The organism is Propioniciclava flava (assembly GCF_004126535.1).
Lineage (GTDB): Bacteria > Actinomycetota > Actinomycetes > Propionibacteriales > Propionibacteriaceae > Propioniciclava > Propioniciclava flava.
This window is the reverse complement of sequence record NZ_PPCV01000001.1, coordinates 322,026-339,664: the sequence shown is the minus strand read 5'-3', so window position 1 is coordinate 339,664 and position 17,639 is coordinate 322,026. Positions and strand designations below refer to the sequence as shown.

The window sequence follows — 17,639 nt, the reverse complement described above, 5'->3', positions numbered from 1 at the left end:
CCAGGACGGATGCCCGTGATTCGCTTCGGCAGGATCACATCAGTCCGGTCCAGCCGAAGTAAACGTGCTATTCCATGCAGACATGCGCAGAACGCGGCACAAATAGACCGATCACCACGATTCCTTGGTGCAGAAGGTGTGTTCCTTCGTGAATTAGGGTCTTCGAGGCGAGCCGGTTGCGTGGAGGTGACCTGGTGATTGAAGGGGGAGGCTTCTCTGATGGGTAGGAGAGGTGCTTGTCGGGGTGGGGGAGGTCTGGTTGGGGTGTGGGGGGGGAGGATCCGAGGATCGTGGTCAGGGTGGCCCGGCTACCCCAGCCGGGGGTAGGACTCAGTCAGACGGTGAGGTGCTCCGTACGGACGACCAGGCAGATGCGCGTGACCCTGCCGCTGGGGATGGCCGGCATGGTGCGTGCCCGGGCCGCGTCGGGGGCGTATGCGTCCGAAAGCGAGGTGGTCCGGGCCTGCGGAGCCTGGCCGCCCGCGACCGTGCGGCCGAGGCGTGAGTGCGGGACGAGGTCGTGCCGGCCTACGACCGATTCACCCGCGACCCGTGCCGCGCCGTCTCGTTGGAGGAGGTTCGTCGGCTGAACCCACCGGCGTTACCGAAAAACGTTCCCAGACTCTCATGGCCGCCGGACTGGCCTACTGGCCTGTGAACAGGCGTGTCACGGGCAGGTTCCCCACGTTCCCCCGCTGCGCGTTGTCAACGCCGGTCGAACTTTGACCCCCTGGCGCGACGTTCGGACTTCCTTCGCCGGGTCGCCAAGCTGTCTGTCGGTGCCGGCGCCTATCGGGCGGCGTGATGGTTCCTCCGTGGAAGGTCTGGCGGCAGTGGTGGGTCTGCAGGTTCCAGCTGGGCGGTGGGGTAGACCTAGGTGCCGTTCATTGTGTGGGCCATCAGCCGCGGGCAGTTTCCATCGACCAAGGCGTTGCGGCGACCAAGCGTCACCGGCGGCAGTCCACCAGTTGCTTTGGCGTTCGGCACCTACTTGCGGCTGCAAGTCGCGGCCGATCCTGACCTCTCGGGGCGGTTCCTAGCCAGGCCGGTGGGGGCCGCACTAGCGATGATCGTGGCCGGGCGATGCGGTGCCCGTTCCTCTTGGTCTGTGCCTATAGCCGGGATCCGGGCGGTTTCCGGAGCTTGCCCAATGTTCCGTGAAACACCACCTATCCCTTGTGAGATTGTCGGGGCATCGCTGGACGCGTAGCCATTCTGACGGCCGGAAGCACCATGGTGTCGCTGATCACTGTGACCGACTTCGACCCTCTGGTGAGAGCAACGTAGAGTTCCTGTGCGCTGTAGTTGGCGGGGTTGAGGATGATGACGTGGTCGTACTCCAGTCCCTTGACGAGTAGTGGCCGTGAGACCACACGCCCGGATGGTCTCCGTCCCGCGACTCGGGTGTGGCCTCGCGTGAGTTCGAGTGCTTCGGTCACCGTGCAGCCGTCGGTCACTGCCATAGCGGCAGATCGCCTGACTTCGTTCCATGCGTCACGGCAGTGGATAGTGACGCCGGGGAGCTTGCTCAGAAGTCGGAGTGCAGTGCCGACCGTGGCTGGAGTGGGAGTATCGCGTACCTGGACGACCGCCTCATAGGCGGGCCTCAGGGCCGGGTTCCTTGTTGTGAACGATCCCCCCTCGCGGAGCTGCCTGCGTTTGGCGGCCGAGATGTGGCTCGGAATGCCGCTCGTGCAACCGACCGCGAACTCGACGGTGGCTGCAGCCACTTCCGGGCCGCCTTTGGTGTCGATCTTGGTGGCTAGGGCCATTGGCACCTTTTCGTCGATGGCCTCCATCACCGAGTACGAGCCACCTAAGGCGCCCGCGGCGTTGACGCAGTCCGGCCTGAACCGGCCCAAAACGGCGATCGTGCCTTCAAGCCGTAGGGCTGCGTAGCAGACGCCTATGTAGGTTCGGGGATCAGATCGCTGTATCCATTGGACGGGCGTCGATGTGAGGTCGATCGGCAATCCGTTGAGTAGCTGGTCGCGGATGGTGACGAGCCATGCTCCGAGGTCCTGGTGGTCCGGGTCCCATCTGCGCGGGCGGTGGTCTACGTCGACTGCCGGAAAGTACGGGTGCACGTCCGAGTACCAGTCGACAGGTTGGTTCCTGCCGAAGTTGAACAGGCCCTGTAGAGGATCGCCGAGCACAGCCGTGGGCAGAACCGCAGCGAGCGCGAGCACGAGCTCATGTTGATCGGTCAGGCAGTCCTGATACTCGTCAACGAACAGGTTCGTGTAGCTGACTTTGAGCATTCGCTCCACGGCCCCCGTGCCCACGGTTCGCGCGGCGGCACGGTGGTAGTCCGCCACCCTGCTCCAGTTCGGCGTGGCGGGCACGGCGAGCCCTGCCAGCACCGGGAAGTGAGCGATGAGGTCGTACGACCACGAGTCGATCGTGCGGACCGAGACTGCGTCGTTTGCGATCCCGAACTTCTTCATCCGCCGACGGAGTGCATCCACGCCGGCATGCGTGTGGGTCAGCACGAGGCTTGTGCCGCCTCGTGTGGCGACGTCCGCCGCTGCGGCCGCGATCAGCTCGGTCTTGCCTGCACCAGCGGGGAGCGTTACCGAGCACGGCGATGTGCCCAGCATCGCCTGAACGGCGTCGCCAATTGAGGAGTCGTCACCCATGGACGTGCTGCTCCGCGCCCTCCGGCGTTGGTGGGTGTGGTGCTGAGGGATAGGTGAACGCTCGCAGATCGCCGATGACCTTCAGCAGATTGGTGTCGCCAAGATCGCTCCAGTGAGCGATGACGACCTCAGCCAGCTCCTCGCCTCGATCCTCGCGCTTGAACCATTCCTTGTCCTTTGTGGTGGCAGCGTTCGCGATGGCCGTGCGGATCGTCGGTTCATCGACTTCAGCCTGAACCTGCCAGGCGGCCACGTTGGTACCCGTCAGCGGTCTGTTGCCCAGCTGTGCACTGACCACAGCTCGGATCGACTGTTCACCCCTGATGTCCACGGCAAGGTTGACGACCGCCTGCAGGCCCTCGGCCGGGAGGGTCTGAATCACTTCGTCCTCGAGTGCGTTGCCGAACGCCCAGCGATGCACGACGACGCCGGCATTCTCGGCATTGGTCACCGAGAGATCGATGGTGCGGTCGTCATTATCGATCAACAGACATGTCGGGTAGCCAAGCTGCCGGAAGTTCCCGGCTCGCTGGGTCGGCTGCGTCCCGCCTCTGCCATTCACCAGGACAGTGCCGATCGCGGCTGCGGGAGTCAGATCCGCGGCAATCCGCTCGGCGTCCCAGTGGCGGATCAGACCGCGCAAGAACCCGACCTCGGTAGCCCCTTCTCCTACCAGCACCCGCCGACCGAGGAGCGCATCCGGAGCGCTGCGAAGCGTCCCCTGCACGTTGTCGAGGTCCTCGGGTACGGGCCAGCAGACTGTGCCACCGGCACCGTCAGCATGCACGACGACAAGGTCGACAGCGCTCAGCGTTTCCACCGTGATAGGCGAGTGAGTCGTCATGATGACCTGCAAGTTGCCGGAATCAGTGCGCTTCTTGAGGCGACGAAGCGTCTGCGCCAACCGGTGCGGCTCGAGACCGTGCTCGACCTCGTCAATGGCAATGATCGACCCGCCAGCCATCGCCGAATCCTGGATCGACAAGCTCGTCAGCCGCCGTGTGCCGAGTCCGAAGCTCGATAGCGGCACGTCGCCATCGTGGAGGATCAAGGCGTGCGCGGAAGCTGCCGAACCGGGTTCGAGGCCGGGACGGAGTCCGCTGAACACCGCTGCACCGAAATCTCTCGCAGACTTCTGCGCCGCTTCGGCCGCAGCATGCAGGGCGTTGGGCTGCGCGTTGAACACCGCCGCCCGGGCGTCACGGTGCGCGTCGAGGACGACGGATGAGGCGCCATCGCCGCCGGTCAGATCTGACAGCGCTGAACCGCGTGCCCAGCGCAGGTGGAAGTCGGGTCGCTCGCCCAGGCGGAAGAAGCCGAGTTGGCGTCGCTGGTTCGCGGTGATCGGTCGGACATCGTCTGACTCTGGTCGGGTGACTTCCCATGTGGGCTCGAGTTCAGGTGTCACGGTGAGTCGGACCACAAGGCACTCTTCGGCGTCATCGACGGGATCATGCACTAGCGACCCGTCCGGCATGACCCCGGAGCGGTCCTTGCCGAGCTGACTCTCCTTGACGAGGTTGTCCGGCAACTGGGTGATGACCGCCTCAATCACGATGTTCTTGGTGAGGTCGAAGGCGAAGAAGTCGGCGTCGGAGAACTGCGGATTGTAGTTCGGGTTGAGCACAAGCCCGATGGCATCCAGCAGCGTGGTCTTCGTGCTGTCGCCCGCTCCGACCAGCCCGACAAGACGGCGATTTGTAGCCCACTCCATATGTTCGATGCCACGGAAGTGTTCGACTCGGAGTCGGCGGAGCATCATCGGGCAACCTCGCTGTAGAACTTCTGCAGTGTGAGCGTAGCTGCGACCCGGGCGCTGCACGGGGAGACGCTCGGGGGAACTCCCCGCTTGTCCGCTCGCCTGGTGGGCTCGCCCGAAAGCCGGGCGAGGAATACGCGCGGTGGTGAGCACACGATGTCGGGTTACCGTCAGTGCCAACCGCCACAATTGGCGACGAGTGCGAAGTCAACGCGAGGAGATCCATGTTCGAACACAGAGCCGGCTATCCGGTCGCGATAACGAGTCCCGACGACGAAGGCCTCAAGGCCGGCATGGAGTGGTGCATCCAGCACATGGAGGACGGCGACCACGTCACCGTCTGGACCCACCTGAAGGGCAATCTCAGCCACAACGACTTGCTGGAGCAGTTCGTTACACGCCACAGTGATGTTGACCACGTCACCGCGCGAGGTGGCGCCTACATGCGTGGCTCCGGGCCGGCCCTGATGGCATGGGCGGACCAGAACGACATCAGCGAGTTCACCCGCGGGAACGCGAACAGGATTCGTGCGCTATGCGTCGTCTCGTGGGACGAGGACAGGCTGCGCCCTTGGGTTGCGGAGGTCCAGCCAGAGATGCTCGGCGACACGGCTGCTTGGGATGAACCGATGCCTCGACTCGATCCGGTGGTCGAAGAGGCAATGAAGTCCATGACGCTGACGATGAACCACAACAACACGATCAGCGCCGGGTATGAGAAGGATGAGGTCGTCTCGGCGCTGTTGGCGCTGCACGATGCCGGATACCACCTAGATGGGAGCGCGTTGGCGGGATGGGTCATCGCCCACGGGTGGTTGGGCAGGAATCCGGCCAGGCTCGAGAAGTACGTCGAGGACATCAACCGAGGAGTGCGCCCGCGAGTTCGACGCATGTTCCGCGGGGACTACATCGACTACCTTCGAACACGATCCGACAACCGTCGCGACCGATAGAGCAGCACGGGCGCGGCGCTGTCCAAAGGTCGCCCGCGGCCGCCCTGCGCCGACGAAGCACTCACAGGAACAGCGCGCGGAAATCGACGCTGGGGAGGGTTCTGAGCCCGAAGTGCCGGGCCGTCGCGGTTACAGCCTTGTCGTCGGTGACGATGATCCAGGTGTCCGAGACGAGTCTGTCGTCCTCGGCCTTCTGCGCCTCTACTGCGCAGGCCACCATCACTGGGTCGGCAGCTCCCTTGTTCGCATAGAGATCAATCAGACTTGTGTCTCCAGGTTGCAGGGTTGCCATGACGTCGATGAGTCGGGTCAGCGCGGCGGGTGTCAGCCGGTGTTCCAGATCGGCTAGCTCAGCCTCGACATACCCCCTTGCAGAACGTGCAGCGGGATGCCGGCGTCGGCCATCCAGGTCGCCCCGGTGTGGCGCAGGCCGTGCCGGGTGAGGTCGGGCAGTCCGAGCTTCGCGACGATGCCGTCCCAATTGGTGGCGTCGCGGACGGTCGCGGTGGTGAGGTAGCCGCCCTTCGGGCCGACCAGCGACGAGTCCTCGGGCTGCTTGCCGTTGGTAAGGCGTTCCAGCACGGGCCGCAGCGGTTCCAGGATCGGCACGCGGCGTTCTTTGCGGCTCTTGGTCGGCTTGGTGACCAGGCCGCCTTTGCCGGGGAAGACCTGCCGGTGGATCACGACGAGGTTCTTGTCGAAGTCGACGTCCCCGACCTGTAGCCCGGACACCTCCGAGGACCGTGCGGCGAGCAGCGCGGCGAGCATCACGAAGTCGCTGTAGGACTGGTGCACCTTGCCGCAGGCCCTGGCGAGCCGGTTGAGGGTCTTCATGTCCGGGATCGCGTGCGCCCGCGGAGAGGCCTGCTCAGCGGACTGGCCGCGGAAGGCGTTGCGGTTCAGGCTCCGCTTGGCGCGATTCTTCGCCGGGTTGATCGTCAGCAACCCGTCGCGCACCGCCTCATCGAGCACTCTCACGAGCGGGGCGATGGTGTTCTTGATCGTGGACGCCCCGTGGCGTTGTTCCCATTCGTCGATGGTGCGGTCGATGATCCCGGCGGTGATCTGAGTGACGGGCAGGTGTCCGAGCGCGGGCAGCACTCGCAGCTTCAACCCGTAGCCGTAGGTCTCGCCGGTGGAGGTCGGGTCCAGGCCGCGCGCCCACCTGTCCCCGATGGAGGTGACGAACTCCAACAACGTCATGGACACGTCCATGCCCTTGGTCGATGAGTTGCGGAGCTGGTCGAAGAACTCGTGCGCCGCCGCCTCGTCCCGCACTATCTCCGAGCGGATGACACGCCGCTTGGTGGTCGGGTCGGTCCACCGGGCGCGGGCACGGATGCCGTAGGAGCGCCGCTCCATGTCCGTGGAGACCTTCACCCCGATCGGCGGCACCGGTTTGGGCTCAGCGGTGGGCTGCGGCTCAGCCCTTCGAGGCATGGTCGTGTTCCAGTTCAGCCAGCCAGCGATCCACGGCATCGAGCCGGTACCGGGCGATTCCGCCAAGCCGCAGGAACGGCGGCCCCGTGCCTGCGGAGCGCCACCGCGACAGGGTGGACTCCGAGACCTTCAAGTACGCGGCGACCTCCCTGCTGTCCAGCAACGGCGAGACGACCAGTGCCTCGGTCTTGTCGCTCACGAGACTTCTCCGGTGTCCGGGTCGAGGTCGCGGTAGAACGCTTCCTCGGCCTCGCGGCGGGCCTGGACGTCGGACATGACGAACTCCACGAACTCGGCGTCGCGGTCGATGATCGGGATATCCTCAATCGGGTCGCCGGGTTCCTCGCCGGGCCAGACGGTCTGCCGGGTGGGGCGGTCGTGGTCGAGCCGGGTGCCGCAGGCGGCCACCCATTCGCGGAGCCGCTGGCGGGCGTCGGCGAAGTCGCGGTGCCAGCCGAGCGGTGCGGAGCCGTTCTGGTCGGGGTCGTAGGCGCAGAGCCAGTGCAGGTGCAGCGCGCTCAGCTCCCACAGCAGCTCGGGGTGCATGTGCCAGGCCGGCGGGATCACGGAGGCGGGGAGCCCGTAGGTGTGGCGCAGCCAGTCCACCCAGCGGTTGAGCTCCAACCACTCGGCCTCGGCGTCCTCGGCGCTCAGCAGGTTCCAGTTGATCGGGTGCGGCGGCTCGGCGATCAGCGGCTCGTCGTAGCCGTCGTCGTCCATCTGGTCCACATCCGAGTCGGGAACGTCGTTCGTCGTGGCGTCGTCGCCGGGTTCGTCGGACATGCTGTGCTCCTGTCTGCTCTCCGGCGCCGATTCGTGCCGGGCCGTTGTGGCGGTCGGGTGCTCCTTGCCGCGACCGGCGTTCAGGTGTCGGAGCGGCGCAGCAGGGTTTCGATCTCGGCACGGTCGGCGGTGAGCTGGCTGGCGTCGGGGCGCTTGGGCCAGGGGTGCAGGTCGGTGACGATCGGTGGCGCGGAGCGCAGCAGCACGATCCCAGTCCCGAACGGGAGCCGGCGGATACGGTCGGGCGGGAAGATCGGTACCCGGCGCACGGACCTCTGGTTGGAGCGACTGCCGTGGTCGCCCAGCGTCACGGAGTCGGTGTATTCGTCGCGTTCGCCGACCAGGGCGCTGAGGTCTTGCAGGTCGCGGCTGTTGGAGGCTCCGCCGAGGATGACCTTGACGATTGAGGCGTCCCAGATCGCGTTTGCCTGGTGCTCGTTCCACTTGTCCCGCGCCTGCGCGAGGCTCTGCAGGACGGGCATGGTGGTGATCCCGGAACCGCCGCCTTCGGCCAGGTGATGATCGCCATCTTCCAGCGTGGTGGGGGAGTCATGTCGTGTAGCCCCCCTTCTTGATGTCTTCCACGAGCGTGGGGCTGGTTGGCGACCAGCCGTACGTTGCCTGCGTCGCCGCACTGGAGGCGGTCATATCGGTGGAGAAGAACCGGCCGATGAACCCGAAGTGAGTGAGGGCGTCGGCGGGATCGATGGATGTCGTCTTCACGCCGACCGCTTCCGGGATCGCCTCGGCGATCACTCTGGTTGGGACGCCCTCTTCTGCGACGGCGTGCAGGCGCGCCCCGGGCGTCGCCTGCTCGAGTGCAAGGCGGGCGAGGTGGGCGGCGTCCGTGCGGTGCACGGCGGCCCACGCGTGGGTCCCATCGCCTACGTAGCCGGACCCGCCCGTGCGTTGCGCGGCAGCGACAAGCTGGGCGATGAAGCCGTGATCCCCTGCTCCGTGGACGCTGGGGGTGAACCGAAGTGCCACGCTGCGGACGCCCTGAGTCGCGTAGTCGAGTGCCAGGTTCTCGCTGCCGCCTCGTAGCGATTCGGGCCCGACGGCCGGGCTCGTGTCGGTTTCGAAGGCTGGCCGACTGGTGTCTGGACGAAGGAGTCCCGACGCCAGCACGAACGCCTTGTCGCTACCGATGAGTGCGTTGGCGAGCGCCTCCACCGCCGCCCGTTCGGTGCGGTTGGACTCGCTCGGGTTCGTCCAGTCGTGCTTGTTTGCCAGATGGAGGACGGCGTCGGCTTCTTGTGCTCCCCGCCGTGGCGTGTCGAGGTCGTCGAGGTCTCCGCGCAGCGCTGCGGCCCCCTGCTTCTGCAGGAGTGCCACGGCTGGCTCGTTTCGAGCGAGACCCATCACGCGGTGTCCTGCGGCGAGCAGGTCATTCACTGCGGCTGATCCGATCCACCCGGTCGCTCCGGTCACGAATATGCGCATGATTCCTTCCCCTTCATGTCATGGTCTGACATCACTGTAGCACCTGATGTCAGTCCATGACATGCGTAAGATGGGAGCCATGGCGCGATGGGCTGCAGGCTCTGAGGGGCGACTCAAGCAGGTCGCCATGGATCTCTTTCTTCAGCGTGGCTTCGACGACGTCACGGTGGGGGAGATCGCCGAGGCGGCGGGGGTCACCGAGCGCACGTTCTTCCGCTACTTCGCCGACAAGCGCGAAGTCTTGTTCGTCGATCAAGCGGCCTACCATGCTCACTTCCTTGACGGGCTGGCGGCCTCCAGTAAGACGGCGCCGATGGCCCTTATTGAGGACGCCCTCCGCGGCGGAGCCGAGTTCTTCCCTGAGGAACGCCGTCCCTTGTCGCGTGCCCGTCAACGGGTGATCGACTCCAGTGCCGCACTGCTGGAGCGTGAGTCGCTGAAGCGTGCCTCCTTGACCGAAGCCCTGACCAACGCGCTGATTGTGCGAGGGGTCGCACCGCTCACCGCCGCCCTCGCCGCGCAGAGCGGAACTGCCGCCTTCTCCATCACCTTCGCGGGCTGGATCGCCGAGGGCGAGACGCGCACGTTCATCGAGTTGCTGGATATCGCCGTCGGTGAACTGAAGACCCTGTTTGCTGAGCGCTAGCGAGATGAATGCATGGGCGCGGGTGCTCTGGCCGTCGCCGCAGATGTCATGCCGCCGGTCGCGCGGGAGGCGGCCTGGTGCAGGCTTGCGCGTGCCGCAACGTGTCGCGCGTCCGTGGGATGGTCGCGCAGAAAGTGAGGAAATGCATGAGCGGTCGTCGAGCCGTCGCGCTGCGTCACGTCGCCTTCGAGGATCTGGGGTTGCTCGCCCCGCTGTTGCGCGAGCGCGGCTACGACGTCGACTACCTGGATGCGGGTATCGACTCGTTCGAACCGGACGCCCTCCTGGCCCCTGACCTGCTGGTGGTGTTGGGAGGCCCGATCGGCGTCTACCAGGAGGATTCTTACCCCTTCCTCGTCGACGAGATCGAGGGGATCGGCCGCAGGCTGGCAGCGGGACGCGCGACGTTGGGGGTGTGCTTGGGTGCCCAACTGATGGCTCGCGCGCTGGGGGCCGAAGTGCGAGCGACGGGTCGCACGGAGATCGGGTATGCCCCGCTGACGCTAACCGAAGCAGGTGCCGCGTCCGTGCTGGCGCCGCTGAATGGCGTCCCGGTGCTGCATTGGCACGGCGATGAGTTCGCGATCCCTGACGGTGCTACGCGGCTAGCGTCCACCCCGGGGTTTCCCCACCAGGCCTTCCAGTTCGCCGACCACGGCCTGGGTCTGCAGTTCCACCTCGAGGCTGACTATCGACGCATCGAATCCTGGTTGGTCGGGCATGCGCACGAACTCGGGGCAGCGGGCCTTGACCCGACCGTGCTGAGGGCCGAGGCGGCCGCCCAGGGGCCGTGGCTTGCGACAGCAGCCAAGCAAGTGTTCGAGACCTGGCTGGACTGATGTTTCACCCTCGAGAGGGTCGACGTGAAGACTCGCTGAGGTGGTGGACCTGATGGTGGAAGGTGCCGTGGCTGCACGACGCGCGCGCGGCCACGGTGCTTGAGGGATTGATCGCCCTACAGGGCGGCGCCGACGCGCTGGGCGAACTCCACGAGCCGGTTGGAGAAACCCCACTCGTTGTCGTACCAGCCATGGACCTTCACTTGCCGCCCCACCGCCATCGTCAAAGGGGCATCGAACACCGTGGAGTGAGGGTTCCCCACGATGTCAGCTGAGACAAGCGGGGCCTCGGAGTACTGCAGGTAGTGCTGCAGAGGGCCGGATTCGGCAGCGTCACGGAATGCCGCATTCACCGTGGCAACGTCGGCTTCATGCTCCAGAACCACGGTCAGGTCCGTGATCGACCCCACCGGGACGGGAACCCGCAGCGCGGCGCCGGTGAGGCGCCCCTCAAGCTCGGGCAATACCTGCCCGATCGCGGCGGCTGCCCCCGAGGATGCGGGAATGGTCGACACGGCGGCAGCGCGTGCGCGCCGCAGATCCGAGTGCGGGGCGTCGTGAAGGCGTTGATCGCTGGTGTAAGCGTGCACGGTCGTCATCAAGCCTGATTCGATGCCGAAGCGGCGGTGCAGGACGGCGGCCATAGGTGCCAGCGAGTTGGTGGTGCAGGAGCCGTTGGAGAAGACATCGGATGCGGTGGGGTCCAGTCGGTCGTCGTTGACGCCGAGGACGAACGTCGGAACGCCGCCCTTGGCCGGGGCGGACACAATGACCTTGCGTGCTCCACCGCGAAGGTGGCTGGAAGCGCTGACGAGGTCGGTGAAACGGCCCGTGGATTCGATGACGACATCGACGCCGTGGTCGCCCCACTGGATCGCTGACGGATCCCGTTCGCTCGTGACGGCGATGGGGCGCCCGTTCACCACCAGCGCATCTGGGGCCACCTCTACACCGTCGAGATGCCCGGAGAGGGAGTCCCATTCGAGCAGGGTTCCCAGCGTCCGCGTGTCGGCGAGGTCGTTGACGGCGACGATCTCTATGTCGGCGTCCTGCTTGAGCGCGGCGCGCAGGAAGGTGCGTCCGATGCGTCCGAATCCATTGATGCCGATGCGTGTGGTCATGATGTGATCCTCATTTCGTGAGTGACTCAGGGGTTTGGGGGGCTGCGGCGCGAAGCAGGCTGAGGGCTCCTTGCCTGGCCTGCTCGAAGGGGGCGGGGTCGCCCTGGGCCATGGCGAGCACATAGCCGCCTTGAAGCACGGCCATCAGAGTGTGAGCGACCTGTTCGGGGTCGATATCGGAGCGCAGTTCTCCAGCCGTGACCGCCTCGGTGAGTGCGTGAGCCCACTGTGTATGCATGGCGGTGAACGCAGAACTGACCACGGCGAGGAGTTCTGGATCCTCGCGCACCTGCGGATCTTGGGTCATCCGCCCCACTTTGCAGCCGCGGAGGGCATCGCGGGGGCGCAACAAGTAGGCCTCGATGCGGGCGAGGGGGCTCCCCGGCCCCGAAAGGCTGTCGGCTGCGGGAAGGACGTCGTCAACATTGTGTCGCAGGGCCGCCAACGCCAGATCCCGCTTGGAGGCGAAGTGGTGATATTGGCTGCCCTGCCCGACGCCCGACCGTTCCCGTACCTCGCGGGGGCTGGTGTCGGCATACCCGCGCTCCCACAGAAGATCGCTCATGGTCTGGACGAGACGCTCGCGGGTACCCATGTCTTGACCATACCTACCTGTAGGTATGGTGGCAAGGGGGTGTCGTCCTCGGTTGGCGTGTCGGCCCTCGGAGGGGGGCTGGGTCAGTGGGCAGGCTGGGGGAGTGGGCGCAGTCCCTTGAAGATCAGGTGGAGCGCGAACCAGATCTCAAACACGAAAACGGGGGCGGCGGCAACGCCCGCGATAGTGCCGTTGAGGGGGATGACCGCCCAGCGCTGGGCTGCGTTGCTGATCAGCACCGTCACCCCGCCGAGGGCGCCGAGCCCCGCCAAGGGGCGCGGGACGGCTTGGGCATCCCACAGCAACCACGCCAGGACCAGCGTGTTCACGCTGATGACCAGCCCTTGGCCGAGAAGGAAGGCGGCCGTGTGGAGGTGTGTGGCCGCCGCCGTGAACTCGTTTTGTGGGGGTAGCCAGGACGCGGCGAGCAGGGGGAGCGTCCCGGCCACGATCACCGACGCCTCGACGCCGCGCAAGAGCGCGAACGTCGCCGCTCGCGTGGGGCCGCTCGCATAGAGCAGTCGCCACACCGTGACGCCGGTGGCCACGCAACCCAGCGCGAGGATGAACTCCAGTGTCACGCCGGCCGGAGAATGGCGCCTGACGCGTAGGCGACCACGGCGGTCACGGACGTGACGTGGGTGACCGGGTACGCGATGCCCGCCATGAGGCTGTGCGCTCGGGTTGAGGGGATCATGTCACTCCTAAGTATACACCGTAAACCGGATGACAGGATGGTAGGTGTACGGTGTAAACGTGTCAACCACTCAGCCACGCTCACGCCTGGACCGTGCTCAGGTCATCGCCGCCGCGATCGCTCATGCCGACGAGTGCGGCCTGGAGGCGACAAGCATGCGCAAGGTTGCCGAGCGCCTTCACGTCACGCCGATGGCCCTCTATAAGCACGTCGAGAATCGCTCCGAACTCATCGACGAGATGCTGGATCACGTGCTGGCGCTTCTCCCCGAGCCGGGGGACCAGGAAGGGTGGCGTCCCCAGGTCCGGGCACGCATCCTTGCTTGTCGCAGCTTGTTGGGGAGGCACCCGTGGATGCGAGAGGCGATTGAAACCCGGACGCTGGCCACACCGCAGGCGCTGGGGCACATGGACGCCTTGATGGCGGCCATGTTCGACGGGGGGCTGTCAGCAGATCTGGTGCATGACGCCATGCACACGTTGAGCACGCGGATGTGGGGGTTCACACGCGAGGCCATGCCGACGCCGCGCGTTCCCGACGATCCGGGGGAGCGGGAACAGGCGATCGCCGAATTCACCGCGAACTATCCCGCCATCATGCGCATGGCTACGCTCGCGTCCCATGCGGGTGCCGGGTGTGACGACGACGCGGAGTTCGCGTTTGCCCTGGATCTGATCTTGGCGGGAGTCCACCAACTCCACCAAGGAGGTTGGCGCTAACGCTTCCGGCCCAGAATGCGCTCGGCACCCGAGCAGGCCCTAGCATCGCGGTGGGCGAGGCCACCTGGGACTGCCTGAAGGGAATCACGCATGCGCATCTGGTCACTGCATCCCCGTCACCTGGACGCCAAGGGGCTGGTCGCGTGCTGGCGCGAGACCCTCCTGGCGCAAGCAGTCCTCGCGGGGCGCACCAAGGGCTACCAGCACCACCCGCAGCTGACGCGCTTTCGGGCCGCCGCCGATCCGCTGGCGAGTGTGGGGGCCTACCTATCCGGGGTCGCCGACGAAGCCACCGCGCGGGGTTACCGCTTCGACCGAAGCCGGATTGATCATGATGCGGAGGGGAGCGCGTCAATGCTGGTCACGCAGGGTCAGCTCGACTACGAGTGGGAACACCTGATGGCCAAGCTCACCCAACGCAGCCCCGCCGATGCGGAGCGCTGGCGCGACGCTGTTCCCCAGCCCCACCCGTTGTTCCGCGTCGTCCCAGGGCCCATTGAGCCCTGGGAGCGTGCCTAAGGGCGACGAACCGCGCCGCTCCCGCCCGTCAGGCTGCCCGGCGGGCGGGAGCATGCGAGATCAGGCAGCGGGGTCGGTGACCCGAGTTGCGAAAGTGACCAGTTCGCGGGCCACATCGTCGCGAATGTCGGGTTCGTTGTGCACCTCGTGGCGGTATCCGGGGTACACGCGGACGCGGACGTCAGGGTGACCGCTGGCAACGAGCTTGTTGCCCACGTGGTAGGCACCCTCCCCGAAGTTGCCGACAGGATCTGCGTCGCCCGCCACGATCAACACGGGAAGGTCGCTGCGCAGGCCCGCATACCAGTCATCGCTCGTGGCGGTGTCGTAGAGATCGACGAAGCCTTGCAGGAAGCGCGTCGTCATGGGCGCGCCGAAGTTGTTGAGCGGATCGATCGCATGATCGTGCACCACGCCTGCGTCGGTGGCGATCCAGTCCGTCGCCCCGGCTCCCTCTCCGTAGCGGCTGGTGAAACCAGCAAACAACTGGCCCACGTAGGCGTCTGGTGCCGGGCCCTCACGGTCAGGCTCCGCTGCCAGGGCGGCGCGGTCGAATTGATGTTCGAAGCCTTCCATCTGTGAGGCGATACCGCCCAGAGCGAGCCCCGCGAGATCCTCGCCCAACGAGGCGGCCAGGGGGCGAGCGATCATGGAGCCCCAGGAGTGGCCGAACACCACGACGGGCAGCCCGGGGAAGCGCTCCTGGGCCAAGCTGAGGAGCGTGCGCTCATCCTGGACGACCACCTCGTCCGCCTGAGAACCGGCGTCGGCCCAGATTCCGCTGGTCATGGCGGTCTTACCGTGTCCGGCGTGATCGTCGGCCACCACGACGAAACCGGCGTCCAGGAACGCGGAGATGAGGCGCAGGTAGCGCCGTGAGTGTTCGCCGAGCCCGTGGATGATCTGCACGATCCCGCGCGGTGTGGAGGCAGGCGCGTAGATCCAGCCGAAGATCGTGTCGCGACCGTTGGCGGAGGGGAATTCAAGTTCATAGAGGGCCACGATGCACTCCTTGATGTCGTTGACGAGGGAAACACGTTGTCGTGTCACTGTAGTGCGGGTTTCCCCGGGCGCCTGCCAGTGGCGCACGGTTGCTTCGCTGTGCAGCGAGTCCAGCCCCGGGGAGGCGTCGGCGTGAGCGGGTCAGTACCGCAGCGAGCGGGCGGGCGTGCCAGTCTGGTGCCATGGACATCCCCGCCCTCGACCGCGCAGAGCGCACCACGCTGGCTCATCGCCGATGGTCCTTGCGCATGCAGCAGCCCCTCGCGGCCACCACCGTGATCGATCGGATCTTCTTCGTCGTGGGCACGGTTTCGGCGGTGTTCTTGGCCGTCGTCGGCTCAATCTTGGGGGTGCAGCGGCCTTGGGCGGTGGTGCTCCTGATCCCGGTGTGGGCCGTCCTGGCCTACCTGGCCCTGCCGCGGCTGCACCTCATGCTGTCGGACTTCTACGTGCCCGACTACTTTTTCGGACGCACCCGCACCCCCGACGGACTCCTCGGCGACCCGGTCAACCTGGCGGTAGACGGCGACGCCGAACAACTGGACGCGGTGATGCGCCGCGCGGGCTGGCACCGTGCCGACGAGATCACCGTCGCGTCCAGTTGGAGGATCGTCGTTTCCACTCTCCTGCGGCGCAGCTATCCCACTGCTCCGGTGTCGACCCTGACGCTGTTTGGTCGCAGGCAAGACGTGGCCTACCAGCAAGAGGTGGAGAACAACCCCAAGCAACGCCATCATGTCCGCTTTTGGCACACACCGCCGGATTGGCTGCTGCCCGGTGGTCGGCACGTGGACTGGCTGGGCGCCGGAACCTACGACACCAACGTCGGCCTGTCGCTGTTCACCTTGCAGGTCACCCACCGCATCGACGAGAACACCGACATCGAGCGTGACCACGTCGTCGCGAGCGTGCGCGACGCCAGCCCCGACGTCCGCGTCGAGGACCTTCCGCACTTCACCACCGGCTACCACTCCCGCAACGGCGGCGGCGACCAGTTCATCACCGACGGAAACCTCCCCATCCTGCACTTGGAAGATGTCGTCCCGGACGCTGACGGGCTGCCCGCCGAAGTATCGGTCAACCTGTCGCCCCAGGAGGGGCCGACGCGCTCCCGCGAGGCGCTGCGGCGCGCACCCATTTCGATCATCCTCACCGCGGTGCTGGTGCTGGGAACGTCGGCGGTCTCCTCGCTGTCGGTCCTGCTGAACCCGCAGGCGTACCTCCAACCAGGCGACGGGGCGGACCCCATCTCGTGGGTGGCAGCCACCACGATCTTGGGGGTGATGTTCCTGATCCAGGCGCTCGTCGTGTGGGGTGTCCTGCGGGGCGGGCGTCGTTCCCGGTTCCTGCTCATGCTGTTGCTGTCGGGGTCGGTGTTCATCTCGGCGGTGGATTACGCCACCGGGAGCGAACGTCTTGGCTTCAACGGCACCTTGTTGGGCGCCACGCTCACGTGCCTGGCCCTGATCGCCTTGACGTCGGCGTCGTCGGCCGCGTGGGTGCGCAAGTCCGCGGATCCGGGAGTGTTCATGTCCGAGGGGGAGCGGGCACAACTGATGGACGGCGGTTCGGACCAGTGACTGCCCGCGTGGACGAGGTGAGTTGACGGCCGACCGGTAGGCACTGAGGACGCAGCGCTGGGCGTCAGCGCGACAGGGCCGAGCGCACCGCGCGCGCCGCGTCGGCGCCCGCCTCACCGCGAGACAGGACACGCCCTTCCACCAGCGCAACGTAGGAGTCGGCCTGAGCGAGGGCGAAACCGGCCTGCTGCTCGGCCATGACGATGGACATGTCCCCTTGTCGCATGATCGACGCCAAGGCGTCCTGAGTCTCCCCGGCCAGTGACGGGGCGAGCCCCGCCGTAGGGTCATCGAGGACGAGCAAGGTCGGCGCGCTGATGAGCGCGCGGGCAATAGCGAGTTGCTGGCGCTGGCCCGCCGAGAGGAGACCCGCGCGACGCCCCAGGAGCCCCGGCAGGGCAGGGAAGAGAGCGAGGGCATCGTCCAGCCGGCGGGCTCCGGCGGCGCCGTAGCGATCAGCGACGAGCCGGAGGTTTTCCCGCGCGGTGAGCAACCCAAACCGTTGCTGCCCTTGCGGGACGTAGGCCATCCCGCGGCGGATCCGCTGATGGGTGCGCACGCGGGTCAGCGGGGTCCCCTCGAAGGTGAGCGTGCCAGCGCGCAGCGGCAACAGTCCCAAGACCGTGCGCAACAGGGTCGTCTTTCCCGACCCGCTGGCACCGACCAAGGCCACGGTCGTCCCGGTGGGCACGGTGAACGACACGTCCTGCACCACTGCAGTGCGGCCGTAGCCGGCGGCGACGTGATCACACGTGAGCATGACGGGGCCTCCTGCTCCACGATCGGTACCCCCACGGGTCGATGCCTTCGATCCTTGGGGGGCCTCATGTCAGTCGTGTAACCGCGGCGTTGCGATCGGGGCAAGGAATGACCACCACCTGGCCGTCTCGCACCGTGCGGGGAG

The 17,639-nt window shown here is 66.5% G+C and carries 19 protein-coding genes; 6 read left to right on the top strand and 13 right to left on the bottom strand.

Annotated features, from left to right (window positions below):
• Positions 1 to 1,169: 1,169 nt before the first annotated feature.
• Together C1706_RS01580 and C1706_RS01575 are read right to left on the bottom strand one after the other, a co-directional pair.
• A complete protein-coding gene (locus tag C1706_RS01580) occupies positions 1,170 to 2,639 on the bottom strand; it encodes a DEAD/DEAH box helicase family protein (RefSeq protein ID WP_129457444.1) in 1,470 nt (489 codons plus the stop codon).
• Positions 2,632 to 4,401, bottom strand: a complete 1,770-nt coding sequence (locus C1706_RS01575) for an ATP-dependent nuclease (RefSeq protein WP_129457443.1) — start codon at positions 4,399 to 4,401, stop codon at positions 2,632 to 2,634. Before C1706_RS01575 ends, C1706_RS01580 begins: the two co-directional genes overlap by 8 nt.
• 221 nt (positions 4,402 to 4,622) lie before the next feature.
• Between C1706_RS01575 and C1706_RS01570 the strand changes: the two genes are divergently transcribed.
• Positions 4,623 to 5,351 (top strand): DUF1889 family protein, encoded by a 729-nt coding sequence (locus C1706_RS01570; RefSeq protein ID WP_164987353.1) that lies wholly within the window; start codon positions 4,623 to 4,625, stop codon positions 5,349 to 5,351.
• A 61-nt stretch (positions 5,352 to 5,412) separates the two neighbouring features.
• Here the strand turns inward: C1706_RS01570 and C1706_RS01565 are convergent, their stop codons facing one another.
• From C1706_RS01565 to C1706_RS01540, 6 genes are all read right to left on the bottom strand, one after another.
• On the bottom strand, positions 5,413 to 5,643 hold the full coding sequence (locus C1706_RS01565; RefSeq protein WP_129457441.1) for a hypothetical protein: 231 nt from the start codon (positions 5,641 to 5,643) through the stop codon (positions 5,413 to 5,415).
• Between the two features lie 53 nt (positions 5,644 to 5,696).
• Positions 5,697 to 6,791: a tyrosine-type recombinase/integrase gene (locus tag C1706_RS01560; RefSeq protein ID WP_206660923.1), complete on the bottom strand. Its 1,095-nt coding sequence runs from the start codon at positions 6,789 to 6,791 to the stop codon at positions 5,697 to 5,699.
• Positions 6,775 to 6,990, bottom strand: a complete 216-nt coding sequence (locus C1706_RS01555; protein ID WP_129457440.1) for a helix-turn-helix transcriptional regulator — start codon at positions 6,988 to 6,990, stop codon at positions 6,775 to 6,777. The genes C1706_RS01560 and C1706_RS01555 overlap by 17 nt, the downstream gene beginning before the upstream one ends.
• Positions 6,987 to 7,511 carry a hypothetical protein gene (locus C1706_RS01550; protein WP_241653392.1) on the bottom strand — a complete coding sequence of 175 codons (525 nt, stop codon included), beginning with the start codon at positions 7,509 to 7,511 and terminating at the stop codon, positions 6,987 to 6,989. Before C1706_RS01550 ends, C1706_RS01555 begins: the two co-directional genes overlap by 4 nt.
• 143 nt (positions 7,512 to 7,654) lie before the next feature.
• A complete protein-coding gene (locus C1706_RS01545; protein WP_241653364.1) occupies positions 7,655 to 8,056 on the bottom strand; it encodes a TraM recognition domain-containing protein in 402 nt (133 codons plus the stop codon).
• A 67-nt stretch (positions 8,057 to 8,123) separates the two neighbouring features.
• Positions 8,124 to 9,017, bottom strand: a complete 894-nt coding sequence (locus tag C1706_RS01540; protein ID WP_129457438.1) for an SDR family oxidoreductase — start codon at positions 9,015 to 9,017, stop codon at positions 8,124 to 8,126.
• 79 nt (positions 9,018 to 9,096) lie between these two features.
• Between C1706_RS01540 and C1706_RS01535 the strand changes: the two genes are divergently transcribed.
• The gene (locus tag C1706_RS01535) at positions 9,097 to 9,663 is read left to right on the top strand and encodes a TetR family transcriptional regulator (RefSeq protein WP_129457437.1); all 567 of its coding nucleotides are present in this window, start codon (positions 9,097 to 9,099) and stop codon (positions 9,661 to 9,663) included.
• 146 nt (positions 9,664 to 9,809) lie between these two features.
• The gene (locus C1706_RS01530; RefSeq protein WP_129457436.1) at positions 9,810 to 10,502 is read left to right on the top strand and encodes a glutamine amidotransferase; all 693 of its coding nucleotides are present in this window, start codon (positions 9,810 to 9,812) and stop codon (positions 10,500 to 10,502) included.
• Positions 10,503 to 10,618: 116 nt separating this feature from the next.
• On the opposite strand, the gene gap is transcribed toward C1706_RS01530, so the two are convergent.
• The 3 genes from gap to C1706_RS01515 all read right to left on the bottom strand — a co-directional run bounded on the left by gap (position 10,619) and on the right by C1706_RS01515 (position 12,799).
• Entirely contained in the window at positions 10,619 to 11,623 is a 1,005-nt protein-coding gene (gene gap / locus C1706_RS01525) for a type I glyceraldehyde-3-phosphate dehydrogenase (RefSeq protein ID WP_129457435.1), read from the bottom strand.
• Between the two features lie 10 nt (positions 11,624 to 11,633).
• Positions 11,634 to 12,218 (bottom strand): TetR/AcrR family transcriptional regulator, encoded by a 585-nt coding sequence (locus tag C1706_RS01520; RefSeq protein WP_129457434.1) that lies wholly within the window; start codon positions 12,216 to 12,218, stop codon positions 11,634 to 11,636.
• 83 nt (positions 12,219 to 12,301) lie between these two features.
• The gene (locus C1706_RS01515; protein ID WP_206660922.1) at positions 12,302 to 12,799 is read right to left on the bottom strand and encodes a DUF4386 domain-containing protein; all 498 of its coding nucleotides are present in this window, start codon (positions 12,797 to 12,799) and stop codon (positions 12,302 to 12,304) included.
• Between the two features lie 175 nt (positions 12,800 to 12,974).
• Between C1706_RS01515 and C1706_RS01510 the strand changes: the two genes are divergently transcribed.
• The gene (locus C1706_RS01510) at positions 12,975 to 13,634 is read left to right on the top strand and encodes a TetR/AcrR family transcriptional regulator (protein ID WP_206660921.1); all 660 of its coding nucleotides are present in this window, start codon (positions 12,975 to 12,977) and stop codon (positions 13,632 to 13,634) included.
• Between the two features lie 90 nt (positions 13,635 to 13,724).
• On the top strand, positions 13,725 to 14,153 hold the full coding sequence (locus C1706_RS01505) for a pyrimidine dimer DNA glycosylase/endonuclease V (protein WP_129457432.1): 429 nt from the start codon (positions 13,725 to 13,727) through the stop codon (positions 14,151 to 14,153).
• 60 nt (positions 14,154 to 14,213) lie between these two features.
• Here C1706_RS01505 and C1706_RS01500 read toward each other — a convergent pair whose 3' ends face one another.
• Positions 14,214 to 15,155: an alpha/beta hydrolase gene (locus tag C1706_RS01500; protein ID WP_129457663.1), complete on the bottom strand. Its 942-nt coding sequence runs from the start codon at positions 15,153 to 15,155 to the stop codon at positions 14,214 to 14,216.
• A gap of 182 nt (positions 15,156 to 15,337) precedes the next feature.
• Here C1706_RS01500 and C1706_RS01495 point away from each other — a divergent pair, with 182 nt between their 5' ends.
• Positions 15,338 to 16,735, top strand: coding sequence for an LssY C-terminal domain-containing protein (locus C1706_RS01495; RefSeq protein ID WP_241653363.1), 1,398 nt, complete (start codon positions 15,338 to 15,340; stop codon positions 16,733 to 16,735).
• 64 nt (positions 16,736 to 16,799) lie between these two features.
• On the opposite strand, the gene C1706_RS01490 is transcribed toward C1706_RS01495, so the two are convergent.
• Positions 16,800 to 17,495: an ATP-binding cassette domain-containing protein gene (locus C1706_RS01490; RefSeq protein WP_129457431.1), complete on the bottom strand. Its 696-nt coding sequence runs from the start codon at positions 17,493 to 17,495 to the stop codon at positions 16,800 to 16,802.
• Positions 17,496 to 17,639: the final 144 nt, after the last annotated feature.

What these genes read in the sequence shown, in the direction of transcription:
- C1706_RS01530 (WP_129457436.1), top strand. Translation starts at nt 9,810, where the DNA reads ATGAGCGGTCGTCGAGCCGTCGCGCTGCGTCACGTCGCCTTCGAGGAT.
- C1706_RS01560 (WP_206660923.1), bottom strand. Translation starts at nt 6,791, where the DNA reads ATGCCTCGAAGGGCTGAGCCGCAGCCCACCGCTGAGCCCAAACCGGTG.
- gap (WP_129457435.1), bottom strand. Translation starts at nt 11,623, where the DNA reads ATGACCACACGCATCGGCATCAATGGATTCGGACGCATCGGACGCACC.
- C1706_RS01565 (WP_129457441.1), bottom strand. Translation starts at nt 5,643, where the DNA reads ATGGCAACCCTGCAACCTGGAGACACAAGTCTGATTGATCTCTATGCG.
- C1706_RS01570 (WP_164987353.1), top strand. Translation starts at nt 4,623, where the DNA reads ATGTTCGAACACAGAGCCGGCTATCCGGTCGCGATAACGAGTCCCGAC.
- C1706_RS01520 (WP_129457434.1), bottom strand. Translation starts at nt 12,218, where the DNA reads ATGGGTACCCGCGAGCGTCTCGTCCAGACCATGAGCGATCTTCTGTGG.
- C1706_RS01505 (WP_129457432.1), top strand. Translation starts at nt 13,725, where the DNA reads ATGCGCATCTGGTCACTGCATCCCCGTCACCTGGACGCCAAGGGGCTG.
- C1706_RS01540 (WP_129457438.1), bottom strand. Translation starts at nt 9,017, where the DNA reads ATGCGCATATTCGTGACCGGAGCGACCGGGTGGATCGGATCAGCCGCA.
- C1706_RS01580 (WP_129457444.1), bottom strand. Translation starts at nt 2,639, where the DNA reads ATGGGTGACGACTCCTCAATTGGCGACGCCGTTCAGGCGATGCTGGGC.
- C1706_RS01550 (WP_241653392.1), bottom strand. Translation starts at nt 7,511, where the DNA reads ATGGACGACGACGGCTACGACGAGCCGCTGATCGCCGAGCCGCCGCAC.
- C1706_RS01535 (WP_129457437.1), top strand. Translation starts at nt 9,097, where the DNA reads ATGGCGCGATGGGCTGCAGGCTCTGAGGGGCGACTCAAGCAGGTCGCC.
- C1706_RS01545 (WP_241653364.1), bottom strand. Translation starts at nt 8,056, where the DNA reads ATGCCCGTCCTGCAGAGCCTCGCGCAGGCGCGGGACAAGTGGAACGAG.
- C1706_RS01495 (WP_241653363.1), top strand. Translation starts at nt 15,338, where the DNA reads ATGGACATCCCCGCCCTCGACCGCGCAGAGCGCACCACGCTGGCTCAT.
- C1706_RS01575 (WP_129457443.1), bottom strand. Translation starts at nt 4,401, where the DNA reads ATGATGCTCCGCCGACTCCGAGTCGAACACTTCCGTGGCATCGAACAT.
- C1706_RS01490 (WP_129457431.1), bottom strand. Translation starts at nt 17,495, where the DNA reads ATGCTCACGTGTGATCACGTCGCCGCCGGCTACGGCCGCACTGCAGTG.